10 protein-coding genes are annotated in these 14121 nt (G+C 39.2%); 2 read left to right on the top strand and 8 right to left on the bottom strand.

The features are described from left to right. Entirely contained in the window at positions 1 to 486 is a 486-nt protein-coding gene (locus G508_RS0117575) for a DUF4199 domain-containing protein (RefSeq protein WP_026706534.1), read from the bottom strand. A 215-nt stretch (positions 487 to 701) separates the two neighbouring features. Here G508_RS0117575 and G508_RS0117570 point away from each other — a divergent pair, with 215 nt between their 5' ends. After that, positions 702 to 1259, top strand: coding sequence for a YeeE/YedE family protein (locus G508_RS0117570; RefSeq protein ID WP_026706533.1), 558 nt, complete (start codon positions 702 to 704; stop codon positions 1257 to 1259). Positions 1260 to 1409: 150 nt separating this feature from the next. After that, entirely contained in the window at positions 1410 to 1823 is a 414-nt protein-coding gene (locus G508_RS0117560; RefSeq protein ID WP_026706532.1) for a DUF6691 family protein, read from the top strand. A 177-nt stretch (positions 1824 to 2000) separates the two neighbouring features. On the opposite strand, the gene G508_RS0117555 is transcribed toward G508_RS0117560, so the two are convergent. The 7 genes from G508_RS0117555 to G508_RS0117505 all read right to left on the bottom strand — a co-directional run bounded on the left by G508_RS0117555 (position 2001) and on the right by G508_RS0117505 (position 14121). Further along, on the bottom strand, positions 2001 to 2831 hold the full coding sequence (locus G508_RS0117555) for a sulfurtransferase (RefSeq protein WP_026706531.1): 831 nt from the start codon (positions 2829 to 2831) through the stop codon (positions 2001 to 2003). Between the two features lie 717 nt (positions 2832 to 3548). Next, positions 3549 to 4055, bottom strand: coding sequence for a hypothetical protein (locus G508_RS0117540; RefSeq protein ID WP_026706529.1), 507 nt, complete (start codon positions 4053 to 4055; stop codon positions 3549 to 3551). Positions 4056 to 4763: 708 nt separating this feature from the next. Then, the gene (locus tag G508_RS0117530; RefSeq protein WP_026706528.1) at positions 4764 to 5489 is read right to left on the bottom strand and encodes a YqjF family protein; all 726 of its coding nucleotides are present in this window, start codon (positions 5487 to 5489) and stop codon (positions 4764 to 4766) included. A gap of 4 nt (positions 5490 to 5493) precedes the next feature. Then, positions 5494 to 7131, bottom strand: coding sequence for an NADP-dependent glyceraldehyde-3-phosphate dehydrogenase (locus G508_RS0117525; RefSeq protein WP_026706527.1), 1638 nt, complete (start codon positions 7129 to 7131; stop codon positions 5494 to 5496). Between the two features lie 199 nt (positions 7132 to 7330). Then, entirely contained in the window at positions 7331 to 9196 is a 1866-nt protein-coding gene (locus G508_RS19260) for a monovalent cation:proton antiporter-2 (CPA2) family protein (RefSeq protein WP_035695154.1), read from the bottom strand. 348 nt (positions 9197 to 9544) lie between these two features. After that, positions 9545 to 10957, bottom strand: a complete 1413-nt coding sequence (locus G508_RS0117510) for an efflux transporter outer membrane subunit (RefSeq protein WP_026706526.1) — start codon at positions 10955 to 10957, stop codon at positions 9545 to 9547. Next, positions 10957 to 14121 carry an efflux RND transporter permease subunit gene (locus G508_RS0117505; protein WP_026706525.1) on the bottom strand — a complete coding sequence of 1055 codons (3165 nt, stop codon included), beginning with the start codon at positions 14119 to 14121 and terminating at the stop codon, positions 10957 to 10959. The genes G508_RS0117510 and G508_RS0117505 overlap by 1 nt, the downstream gene beginning before the upstream one ends.

Here is a 14121-nt window from a genome sequence, read left to right as displayed (position 1 = left end):
TTATTTTTTTAAAGTTTTGGTTTGCAAAAAGTAAGCCACAATCGCCGAAATTACCACTCCAAACGATAAAGCCGAAAAGATACTCTGGAAGATATAGCTCGAAAGGTTGAAATAGGCTCTTGCATCTTCGATTTTTGTTCCTTTTGCTACAGCATTTTCAATCATGTTTGGGAAAAACTCGGGAGCCATTCCTTTATGGATCACGATTTGACACAACGGCATCAAAATCGCAATTACAATCGTCATAAAAATTCCTGTCACAACGCCTTGTTTCCATTCCATAGTGTTGTTGAAATAATTTTTCTTCTTATCGTTTATCGCCATGGCATATATAAAGATGGCAATAAAAAGAAACAAACTGGAGTATAAAGGATAATCATCAATTTTTTCGTTGTAGTACCCACTCATTTTTTCGACATACGTCCAAACGAGATAGGCAAAAAAATACCGTATTCCCCATTTGATTTCGATTGTAAATTTTTTCATTTCGACCTTTAAATTAAGCACCCAAATTTAAGCGTTTATTTTAATACGTTGGTATTTCGCCCAAAAAATCATTTGAATTGCTATTTTTGCATTAATTAAACAAAAAAACTATCAATCTTATTTTCCCACAGATTAGAGGATTTTTATGATTCAACAAAATAGAATCCTTTTTAATTCTTTTAATCTGTGGCGAATAAAAATAAAAAATAATTAATATGGATTTAATTACCCAAACCTGGCCGTGGTATGTGTCAGGATTTATAATCGGGATGGTCATGCTACTGCTCAATTATTTCGGAAAAGTTTTTGGAATGTCTTCCAATATCCGAACACTTTGCACATTGGCTGGAGCCGATAAATTCGCCGAATTTTTCCGTTTCGACTGGAAATCACAAATCTGGAACCTTGTCGTTCTTTTGGGGGCCATGATTGGCGGTTTTGTAGCCGTTCACTATATGAGCGACCCAACAAACGTTGACATCAACCCTAAAACAATCGAGCAACTGGCAACTCTAAACATCGATGCACCAAACGGAAAACTCGCTCCACAAGCCCTTTTTGGGAATGAAGTGTTCAGTTCACCAAAGGTGCTCATCATCCTGCTAATTGGCGGAATATTAATCGGTTTTGGTTCGCGTTATGCTGGTGGCTGTACTTCAGGACACGCCATTTCAGGACTCAGCAACCTGCAAATTCCTTCGCTCAAAGCCGTCATCGGATTCTTTGTTGGCGGATTGATCATGGCACATTTCCTTTTACCTCTTATTTTTTAGGAGCAAAACACAAGGCATAAAACAATCCATATTCCCGCTTTCCATTGCAATCCTTTTCATTTTTAAAGAAAAAATAAAAAGGATTTCCATTACAATCGAGGCTAGATTAAAAACAAAAGGCACTCTTTTAACTTTTAGAAAAAACATAAAATGAAATTCATAAAATATTTATTAGTTGGCTTCCTTTTCGGGATCGTACTCACAAAATCTGAAGCCGTTTCCTGGTACCGCATCTACGAAATGTTCCAGTTCCAATCCTTCCACATGTATGGCATCATTGGAGTAGCCGTATTCACGGGAATCATCGGGATCCAAATCATCAAACGCAAAAACATCAAAGACATTGAGGGAAACCCAATCATTATCGCCGATAAAGAAAAAGGTTCTTTCCGTTACTGGGTCGGAGGTTTGTTCTTCGGTTTGGGTTGGGCTTTGGTTGGTGCTTGTCCGGGACCCATTTTTATCCTTATTGGTGCGGGATTTTGGAGTGTTGCCGTCATCCTTCTTGGAGCCATGATCGGAACTTTTATCTACGGATTGCTAAAAGACAAGCTTCCGCATTAATCCGATTTTGATGGTGCTATCAAACGATAGATGAACTTGTAATTACTCAGAAAGAAAAAAAACAAAAGAGACACGAATTACACGAATTTGCACAAATCGATACTAGACAATTGGTGTAAATTCGTGTAATTCGTGTCTTTTTCTTTATATGGATTAAGTATATAAAATAAGTTGGGTTTACATTTTATTCCGGCTCCATTCACTCCATGAACCTACATATAATTTCGGAATATCCAAACCAGCAGTAGCTATCGCCAAAAGAGTATGGCAAGCTGTTACACCAGAACCACAATGCACAATGATTTTATCAGAAGAAATGCTATTGAAAACGTTTAGGTATTTTTCCTTTAATTTTTCCGAAGAAAGGAATACGCCATTTTTAGTTAGATTTTCGGTAAAAGGAATGTTGATCGCTCCCGGAATATGTCCCGCAATCAAGTCAATCGGTTCTTTTTCGCCTCGATAACGTTCACTGTCCCGAACGTCAATTACGATATGATGGGTGTCTTGCACCACAGCTTCTACTTCGTCCATTGTAGCTAGAGGCAGCTTCCAGTCTTCGATGAAATAGGTCGTTGGTGTCGTGCTTACCACTTTTGAATTTATCGGAAAACCCACCCGTTCTGCTTCCTGAAAACCTCCATCCAGCACCTGCACTTTCTCATGTCCAACTGCTTTTAGCATCCACCAAAACCGTGCAGCAGCATTCGCACCCATTTTGTCATCATACACCACAACATGGCTTTCCTTGGAAATCCCCAATCGCGACAAGGTTTTTGAGAATTGCTCTATTGTAGGCAACGGATGCCTTCCGCCATCAGTAACATCTTCTTTGATATCGGCAAGTTCTGTGTTTAGATCTACAAACAAAGCCTTGTCCAGATGTTGACGTTGGTAGTTTGCGTAAGCGTCTTTTCCATTGCTAGCGTCAACTAGGATTAGGTTTTTAGAATGCTGTAGTTCTAATAATTCTTGTGGTTGAATTAGAGGAGAAAAGGGGTGAGTCATTTTATAGTTTTGATTTATTTCAATAGATACATCAACATTAAATTTATTAATAAAATAGTGGTAATGATATAGTTGCTTACTTTTCCGTTCTCCTTTTGTTTACTGAATTTAAAAATCTGAAAGAGATTGAACCCAAATGGTACTACAAACAAAAGGATTACATAGACAACCAGTATCAAATCTTGATAAACTGCAATAGTATTTTTGGCTATAAGAAGAAAACAAAAAAAAATAAGAATACAGTAAGTAAACTCCGCAACTATAACTTTGGTCAGATGCCGAGTGTTTGAATATAATGCTGTCACTTGTTTACTGTTTTTCATTTGATGTTTTCTTTTTGCTATTCAAATTACTTTGGAAAGTTCCTCAATTTTAAATCCTCTCCATCAATCTTCTAAATCTAGTTTTAAATTATATTCAGAGAATAAGAGTTTAAATTTTTCTTTATCATATTCCCAGCTTTCCTTATTCTTGATAAGTTTTGATAAAATTTTAGCATTAATTTCATCGTCCTTAAATTCCAATAATTTTTCAACTGTGTTATAATAAAACCCTAAATAATGATCGCTTATTTCTATTTTGTCAATATAAGTTAGCCATGCTTTTTTAAGTATTTCTTTATCTGTTTCAATTTTCCAATTTGAAATATAAAGAAGTGCATCTTGATTGTATTTTTGATAAGCTAAATGTTTAATTTGCTGATTATAAGAAGAATTATTATTTTTTTTTTTCTTCTAATACCTTATGTAATAAATAATTTGAGTTTCCATTGTAAATTACAATACTGTCAAGTTTTGAAATTGTTTTATTTTTTTCAACTTCGGATAGTTTACTTTCAAAAATGAAATAATTATAAAATACAGCAGGTAATTCTTCTTCGTCTATCAGACAACCTCCTAATGTTGTGACAGTTTCATTTTTAAGGAGAAGCTTTGTAAAGACTTTTTCAAGTTCGTTATGATTTTTGTCAATAAGGCCCAGAGAAGCATAACCTGCAACAACAGCATTTTTGTTGTCAAGAAGGTTTATAAGTTCTCCTGTGTTTGCTTTGTTTTTTAGGAGTTCAAAGTTTTCAAAGTTTGGATATTTTCCACTTTGTCCTTCAAATTGTAATTCATTTATTGTAGCAATTTTTTTTACAATCAAATTTAAATTTTGACTTCTTAATTTATTTATAGAAATCAAAACTAGTAGTAAGATAAATGAATGCTTTATTTTTTTCATATAGGTCTGCCCATTTCTTCTCCGAATATACACAAAATATCAATTGATCGAAACTAAGCCTCTTCACTTAATCTCTTTATGTTTCATGCAGAATTCAAAAATAATTTTTAAATCATTATTACAAGACCATATTACTAGGAAAGTAAATTCTTCTTTTGTGTAAAAAGATCTCATAATTTGAATGCTTTCCAGAATTTTTTAGAAGTAGGAATCGAGTATTTTTAGTGATACTTCAAAAAATTGGTAGTTATATAGTACTACTTCAATAGTTTTCAATACTGGCAAGCCTTAACGAGATAGTGGCAATGATTAACGAATTGGTGGCAAGCCTTAACGAAACGGTTGCAAAGGCTAACGAAAAGGTGGCAAATATTAGCGAAACGGTGCCAATATTAACGAAAAGATGGCATGGCTTAACGAAATGGTGGCAATGATTAACAAGAAGGTGGAAAAGATTAACGAAACAGTGACAACGATTAACGAAACGCTTACATGAAGTAACGGTGCACTAACGGGTAGTAACGGAGCGATAAAGCAACTAAATGTAGTGGCAGACGGCTTAAAAAGCACAGTAAAAGTGGGCTACATTTACAAAAACACTCGTACTGTTTTTATTGCATTTTATAAAAGAATGAAGTTTTGATTGCTTTAATAAAAAAACCGCGTCAAAAAGGACGCGGTTCGTTATAAAAAATAGGGCAGTGGAGTTTATTTTAATTTCTCTCTCCCCCAAGCCAAGACTTTCACACCATCAGAATAATGCATCAAATCAGGTTTTTGTTTGGAGAAATCCAAGTCGCCAATCTTATATTTCAAGTTCAGGTTTTTCACTTCCACATGCTTGATTTCCCATTCTTTGTGGTGCACTTCATAGCGGTAGAGGCTGTTTTTTTCGTCTAAATAAAGACTATAGCGTTCGGTCAGCCATCGGTCGAGATCGGTTTTGGTGGCTACAGTTTCCTTGATTTCAAAAACAGCATCCAACTCAAAATCCCTTTTGGCATTTTTGGAGGTATAGCTTTTTTCGTCCCTAAACATCAAGGCTTTTTCATACGGAAGTCCCGACATGCTTTTGGCAATCCACACCGAGAGGCTTTTCTCGGCTTCCATACTTAGGAAGTAAACGCCTTTTTTGCCATCCCTATCAATATAAGTGCGAAGGTTGATTTCATGAAAGTCCGAAATATAGGCAACAGCCGGCAATTGTCGAGGACGAATCTTTTGCATCGTGAACGCCACCAACGAAACATAAGCCTTGCCTTCAAAGGTGTCCAAAGGAAGATTTTCCGGAAGATAATGTTGCAATGCTTCTGGAGGAACGGCCCAATGAATGAAAAGGGCATTGTTCCATTCCTGGTAATATTTCCAGTTTCCTTTCGGGAGTTCCCAAGGACGGTGTGCTATTTGTGCCAATAAATCGGTGATGGAGTGCATTGGCTTAAAAGATAAACTTCGTACTCAGGAATTTTGACTTCCCTGAATTGACAATTTCGTTTACCAATTGATTGTTGCTGTCGTTCATCTTGAAGGCCACGAGCGAACGGATCGAAAACGAACGGATCGCATCGGTTACAGACAAGGTTCCCTCGGCACTATCCTTCCTTCCCGTAAATGGCAACACATCCGGACCTCGTTGTGACTGACTGTTCACATTGACACGGCTCACCAAATTCACTAATGGATCGATCAACCAAGCGACTTCATCCGAGTCATTGCTAAAGATACTCACTTGCTGACCATGTGTGGAATTGATGAGGTATTGGATGGTTTCCTCCAAATCATCAAAAGGAACGATTGGCACTATAGGTCCAAATTGTTCTTCATAATACAGTTTCATGTCTTTGTTTACAGGATAGACAACGGCTGGGTAGAAGAACGAGGCATTGGTTTTAGCACCGTTTTCATTGACCACCTTGGCACCATGTTTTTGAGCATCAGTGATGCAATCGTTGAGGTAGTCTATTTTATAGGGCTCGGGTAGTGGAGTCAGGTTGACGCCTTCTTCCCACGGCAAGCCAAATTTTAATTGTGAAAGGGCCTTGTTGAATTTTTCGATAAAGGCATCGGCAATTGATTTTTGTACAAATACAATCTTGAGTGCCGTACAACGTTGTCCGTTGAACGATAACGAGCCAGTAAGGGTTTCTTTTACGGCTAAATCCAAGTCGGCATTTTGGGTGATGATAGAAGCATTCTTGGCATCAAGTCCTAAAACCGCCCGAAGTTGGTTGACTTTTGGATGTTGTTTTTTAAGTTCATTGGCAACTCGGCTGGAGCCAATTAACGTCAGCACATTTATTTTTCCCGATTGCATCAGCCCCGGAATAATGACATTTCCGCGACCATAAATCACGTTGATGACACCTTTTGGAAACGATTCCTGAAAAGCTTCTTGAAGCGGATAATGCAATAAGGTACCAAATTTTGGTGGTTTGAAAAGGATGGTGTTTCCCATAATCAAGGCAGGAATCAAAGTGGTGAAGGTTTCATTCAACGGATAATTAAAAGGTCCCATACACAATACGACTCCGAGTGGAGAACGGCGAACTTGTGCCGCAATGCCCTCTACAATTTGAAAACCTGACGAATCACGATCAATATCTTTGAGAGCGTCAATGGTGGCATAAATATATTCGACTGTTCGATCAAATTCCTTGATCGAATCGGCTTGGGATTTACCAATTTCCCACATGATGAGTTTGACAACGGCATCCTTCTTGGCTATCATTTTTCGGGTGAAAGCCTCAACATGGCTGATCCTTTCGGAAACATTCATCGTGGGCCATTCACCTCGACCATCATTATAGGCTTCGACAGCAGCCGTGAGGGAATCCATCGCTTCCTTTTCCGTGCAAACGGGATAACTGCCTATGAGTTTTGGCTTCAGCCCCTCTTTTGTTTTGATATAAACAGGCGAATAGACTTCATGAACGGGACCGTCCCATGTTTTCATATCGCCATTGCTGAGGTAGCGTTTTTGGTGGAGTTCCTCAATGCGATGTTCTTGAGGTATTTGATCTTCGGTAACAAAGAGGCCGTTGAGGTGGTCCTCAAAAGTAGTGTTGGTGTTGTCCATAAGATGTTCTTTTTAGTGGGTACTCTTGGGTTGTGTTCCTAACAAAGTTAAGAACTTTATGGCTTCGTTTGGATTTAAATTTAGTGAAGAAATTTGTAAAGTTTGGGGTTTTCTTTTGTACCAAAAGGCATTTGCCTTTGGAATAAAGGCAAAAGCAGGTGCTGAACTTTAACTATTTAATCACTCTAAAAAAGTTTCCTTATTCGATCAATAAAGCACTTTCGGCGTTCTGGAGGCGGAGTGCTTCACGGTCGGCAAGGATGAGTTTTTCCAGTTCCTCGATTTTTTCTCGTGCCGCATTGATGTATTCGTCATCATTGTTTTTCATGCTTGCCAAAAACTTCAAGGTTCTTTCATCATGGGTGAAAAACGTCTTGGCAGATTGGGTAGCTTCTAATTTGCTATGTCCTAAAATTTTCAGGACATCCACCCCAACTCGAAGGCTGGTGTCGAGTGTTTCCCTGTAGATGTGCATGATTCCTGCATTCATCTGATCGTAGGCATCATACCTATTCGAGGAACGAACCAAGATGTATAAGTGGGGGAAATGTTTCTTGACGGTTTCAATCATGCTCAAGCGTTTCTCAGCATCGTTAATGGCGATGACAATAATCTGTGCCTTTTTTGCTCCAGCGATTTCTAACAAATCATAACGTGTTGCATCGCCATAATAGACCTTAAAGCCCATCTTACGTAGGAAATCTACATTATCACTATCATTATCCAAAACCGTTGTAGCAATATCATTTGCTTTTAAAAATCGTCCGATGGTATTTCCGAAATGTCCAAATCCGGCAATGATAACGGGGTTGTCCTGTTCCTCGATATCGCTTTCACGTTCAATATAACCAGTAGGATTCATCGCGGCACATTGACGCGGAATCAGGAATTTTTCATTCAGCAGCATCATGATAGGAGTGAGGGCCATACTTATGGCAGTAACAGCCATCATCAAATCAGTGATTTCTTTACCGAGAATGCCTTCCTGAAAGGAGAAACTTAACAGTACAAACGAGAATTCTCCAATTTGGCTCAAGCCTACACTGAAGAGGAGGTTTTGGGCATTTCGTACTTTGAAGATCCTGCCTATTCCGAAAAGGATTATGGTTTTGATGAGCATCAAGGTTACCACCAAGCTAAGGATGATCCACGGTTTACTAATAAGCAATTGAAAGTCGATGGAACTTCCAACGGCGATAAAAAACAAGCCAAGAAGCAATCCTTTAAAGGGATCGATGGCAATTTCCAGTTGGTGTCGGTATTCGCTGTTGGCCAAAACTACACCTGCCAAAAAAGCTCCCAGTGCAGGACTAAGTCCAACGGAAGTCATCAGGACGGCGATACCTACAACCAGAAGCAAGGCAGTTGCGGTAAACATTTCACGCATTCCGGTTTTTGCCATCATGTGGAATATTGGTCTCAAGAGGTATTTTCCAATGATGATTACGGTTGCCACAGCGAGTAAAACGATGAAGGGTTGGCTCCATTCGGGCAAGTTGTCGATTAAAGTGGTGTGGGAGACATTGGCGGAAGCCGATTTTAAAGTATCATCTGCCAAAAGCGGAAACAAGGCCAGCATCGGGATAATGGCTAAATCCTGAAACAGCAATACGGCAAACGAACTTTGTCCCGCAACGGATTTCATCCACCCTTTTTCTTCCAAAGTTTGCATGACAATTGCAGTGGATGACATGGCAATGATCATTCCCATTACAAGTGAGGTTTTGAAATCAAGGCCTATTAACATTGCCAAAGCGGTGATGACGATTGTAGTCCCCAAGACTTGCAAACCGCCCATTCCAGCAATGGTTTTTCGCATTCGCCATAAACGTGAGGGTTCGAGTTCGAGCCCAATTACAAACAACATCATCACCACCCCAAACTCGGCAAAGTGCATAATGTCGTGTCCTTCGGTTCCGATAAATCCGAGACAAAAAGGCCCAATAATGACTCCTGCTACTAAATAACCCAGTACGGAACCGAGGCCAAGCCGTTTGGCAACGGGCACCATGATTACGGCTCCTGCCAAATAGATCATGGCTTGAAAGAGGAAGTTTTCTTGCATATTGTTTATTTTATTTGAACACAGATTTCACAAATTTACACAGATTGTAATTCTTTATTTGAACACAGATTTCACAGATTTTCACAGATTTTAATTTTTTATTTAAACACAGATTTCACAAATTTACACAGATTCTAATTCTTAATTTAAGCACAGATTTCTAAATTGAATAAAACAGAATCTGTGAAAATCTGTGCAATCTGTGTTAACTGTAAATCTCTATAAAAATAGTTTTTAAATTGAATTGTTTTTTATTCTGAAAAAAAAAAAATCAATTGCCGTACTCAAATTTCGGGCAATTGATTCGGAGAAACAAATAAAAACAAATCTAAAACAAAACCTTAATTTTTATTTCCAGCCTCCGCCTAAAGCCCTGTATAAATTTACATCGGCATCCAGACGAGATCGTTTTATTGTTGCCAGTTCTAATTCGCTTTGTAATAAATTGCTTTGCGCTACAATCACTTCGAGGTAATTTGCCATTCCGTTTTTGAAGAGCATATTGGCGTTTTTGATGGCGGTCTGCAAGGTGGTTACCCTGTTGGCTAAAATGTTTTGCTGTTCCTTTAGTTTTTCAACCTGCACCAAAGCATCCGATACTTCACCAACGGCTACCAGAACCGATTGACGGAACTGGATAACGGCTTTTTCGCGATCTATTTTGGCTACTTCATATTGGGTACGGATTTTTCTGCTGTTCAAGATTGGTTGCGTCAAACTTCCGGCAACGGTACCAAATACAGAAGCAGGAATATTGAACCAATTGCTGGATTCGAAGGAATTCAAACCACCAGAAGCGGTAATTTTCAAGCTCGGATAGAAATAGGCTTTTGCGATACCTACTTTCGCATTGGCGGCTTGCAAGCCCAATTCGGCAAAGTGTACATCCGGTCTTCGGCTCACTAATGAAGAAGGTATTCCAGCAGATGAATCGTCGTTTAAGCCAATGCTGTTCAAGTCAGTATTACGTACTTTTGCATCTGGAAAAGTTCCTGCCAGGATGCTCAAGGCATTTTCCTGAATAGCTATATTTTGTTCCAATTGCGGAATCAATTGTGCTGCAACTGATTGTTGTGCTTCGGCTTGTTGCTTGGCTAAAGAAGTGACTTGTCCAGCTTCAAATTGCAAGTTGATTACAAATAAAGTACTGTCGTTCAAGGTTAGGTTCTTTTTGGCAATAGCCAATTGGGCATCCATCATCAAAAGATTGTAATAGCCTTTGGCCACATTCGCAACAATTGTGGTTTGCAAAGCTTTTTTGGCTTCGCCAGATTGCAGGTATTTTGCCAAAGCTTCTTTTTTCTGGCTTCTCATTTTACCCCAGATATCAGCTTCCCAAGAAAGGCCTACAGCTGCATTATAATCGTTAACGTGGTGCTGCCCCAAAAAGGTATTGGTACTCAAACCGTTCAAACTGTTATCTGAAATACGGTTCGAAGCCCCATTAATTTGAAGGTTCAATTCAGGAACATTGTTCCATTTGGCTTGTTTCAATTGCCATTGAGCAGCCTCGATGTTTTTTTGAGCCACTTGCAGGTCGTTGTTTTTGGCAACGGCACTGTCAATGAGTTTTAAAAGGGAAGCATCTTTAAAGAATTGTTTCCATTCTACATCGGCAATTGAAGTTGAATCTTCCGTAGTTGCATTTCTGAAACTTGCGGGAATTGCTTCTTTCGGTGTCTCGACATTTTCGGAAATCTTACAGGCTGATAAGGTAAGAAGTACGAGTACGGCAAGGTATTTATTGATGTGCTTTTTCATTATTTTTCTTCGTTATGGATTACAGCGATTGGCTTTCCGCTGACTTTTTCTTGTAAATATTGGAATACGATAAATAAAACCGGAATGATCAACAATCCTAGAATTACTCCTGAAACCATACCTCCAGCGGCACCAATACTGATAGAATGGTTACCTTGAGCTGATGGTCCTGTGGCACTCATCATCGGGATCAATCCAACAACAAAAGCTAGTGACGTCATGATAATTGGTCGTAAACGTAATTTTGCCGCATTTATGGACGCATTTACCAAAGCCTGACCTGATTTTCTTTTTTGAACGGCGAACTCTACGATAAGAATCGCGTTCTTGGCGAGTAATCCGATGAGCATTACTAGGGCAACTTGAACGTAAATGTTGTTTTCAATTCCGGTCAAGCCGATGGCTGCAAAAACTCCAAAGATTCCTGTTGGGATTGAAAAAATTACGGCTAGAGGCAAAATATAACTTTCGTATTGTGCAGCAAGTAGGAAATAAATGAAGATCAGACACAATAGGAAAATGGTTGCCGATTGTCCTCCGGAAGAAATTTCTTCACGGGTTTGTCCTGAAAATTCATAACTGTATCCGGCTGGCAATTGCTGTTCTGCCACTTGTTCAATCGCTTTGATGGCATCACCCGAACTAAAGCCAGGTTTTGGAATCGCATTGATCGAAATCGAGTTGAACAAGTTGTATCTCGAAGCCGTTTCTGAACCATAAATACGAGTCAGTTTTACCAAAGTATTTATCGGCACCATTTCGCCGTTTTTATTTTTTACGAAGACATTATTGATAGCCGAAGGATCGGCTCTGTCTTCAATATCAGCTTGTACAATCACTCTGTAATATTTACCAAATCGGTTGAAATCAGAGGCTTGAGCACTACCAAAATAGGCTTGCATGGTTTGTAGAATGTCTTTTACTTTCACACCCAATTGATCTGCTTTTGCATCATCAATATCCAATTGCAATTGAGGATAATCGGCTTTGAAAGAGGTAAAGGCAACGGCAATTTCTGGACGTTTCATCAATTCTCCGATGAATTCTTGAGAGACACCGCTAAATTTATCGAGCTTTCCACCTGTTTTATCTTGCAACACAACATCCAGAGCTTCAACGTTACTAAAACCTGGAACGGTTGGAAAACTGAATACGAAGAAACTTCCTCCTGAAATGGCACCAAGTTGACCTTGAACCTGTCCCATTATGGCATTGATGTCTTTTACTTCGCCGCGTTCTTCATTTGGCTTGAGCAAAATAAAAACAATTGCAGAAGAAGGACTCGTAGAATTAGTCAAGAGGTTGAAACCGGAAATAGCGGTTACATCTCTTGTGGATTGTAGTTTTCGTAACATATTTTCAGCTTCGGTCATCACTTTCTGAGTTCCTTCTAACGATGTTCCAGATGGAGTATTTACCGCAATAGCAATAAATCCTTGGTCTTCCGTAGGAATAAATCCAGCAGGAGTTGTTCTGACCATTATAACAGTTGCTACAGTAATTAAAGCCAAACCACCCAAACTAACCCATTTATGACGAATCAAGAATTTCAATCCGCCAACATAACGGTTGGTTAATGAGTTAAAACTGGTATTGAACGCGTTGAAGAATTTTTGCTTAAATCCTGGTTTAACGTATGGTTTTTCACCGTCGTGTGGTGCATGATTGTCTTTCAAGAACAATGCAGCTAGGGCAGGGCTTAAAGTCAAAGCGTTTACAGCAGAAATTACAATTGCAATGGCCATTGTGAAGGCAAACTGTCGATAGAAAACACCTGTAGAACCTTCCATAAAACCAACGGGCAAGAATACAGCAGCCATTACCAAGGTGATCGAAATAATTGCTCCGGTAATTTCGTGCATGGCTTCGTGGGTGGCAACTTTTGGAGACAAATGCTTATGTTCCATCTTGGCATGCACGGCTTCGACGACGACAATCGCATCATCGACCACAATACCAATTGCCAAGATTAAAGCGAAAAGCGTTAGGAGATTTATCGAAAATCCGAATAATTGCATAAAAAAGAACGTTCCTAAAATCGCTACCGGAACTGCAATTGCAGGAATCAATGTCGATCTGAAATCCTGAAGGAAAAGAAAAACAACGATAAATACCAACATAAAAGCTTCGATCAATGTGTGTTGTACTTGTTCGATAGATTGATCCAACGAAACTTTTGTGCTGTAAAAAATATTGTGCTTGATACCTTTTGGAAAATCTTTCGCCGCTTTTACCATCAATTCGTTAATCGCAACCTGAATGTCATTTGAATTAGAACCGGCCAACTGAATGATACCAATTACGATTCCCTTTTCACCATTCAAGCGCGTCAAACTGTTGTAAGAATAGGCACCGAGTTCCACTCTGGCAACATTTTTCAGACGAAGAATCGAACCATCGTTGTTAGAACGGATGGCAATATTTTGATAATCCTCAGGCTTGGTTAGTTTTCCTTTGTATTTGATTACATATTCGAAAACTTCCTTGCTTCGTTCCCCAAATTTACCTGGAGCTGCTTCCAAACTCTTGTCTTGAATTGCAGCCATAACTTCATTTGGCGTTACATTATAAGTCGCCATTTGTGTTGGATTCAACCAAACACGCATCGAGTAATCTTTCGTCCCTCCAAAGATAGCGGCAGAACCCACTCCAGGAATACGCTTGATTTCTGGAATGATATTGATTTGGGCATAATTGGCAACAAAAGTCTGGTCATATTTAGCCTCATCTTCGGTTGACATTCCGATGGCCATGATAAAACTGTTTTGTTGTTTCGCTGTGATGACACCTTGTTGCACGACTTCCGCAGGCAATTGGCTTGTAGCTTGAGCAACTCTGTTTTGAACGTTTACCGCAGCTTGATCGGCATCTGTCCCTAATTTGAAGAAAACAGTGATCGCTAACGTACCGTCGTTACTGGCAGTTGAACTCATGTAGGTCATGTTTTCAACACCATTGATAGATTCTTCTAAGGATGGTGCTACGGAACGTAAAACCGTTTCGGCATTTGCTCCAGGATACACAGCAGTAACCAAAACCGATGGTGGTGCAATATCAGGAAACTGTTGTAAGGGCAATTTTGTAAGTCCGAGTACACCTAAAATCACCAATAAAATGGAGATTACGGTTGCAAGTACCGGTCTTTGAATGAATATTTTGAACAT

This window comes from Flavobacterium soli DSM 19725, assembly GCF_000422705.1.
Lineage (GTDB): Bacteria > Bacteroidota > Bacteroidia > Flavobacteriales > Flavobacteriaceae > Flavobacterium > Flavobacterium soli.
Note: the sequence above shows the minus strand (reverse complement) of the source record. Positions and strands in the feature narration are given on the sequence as shown.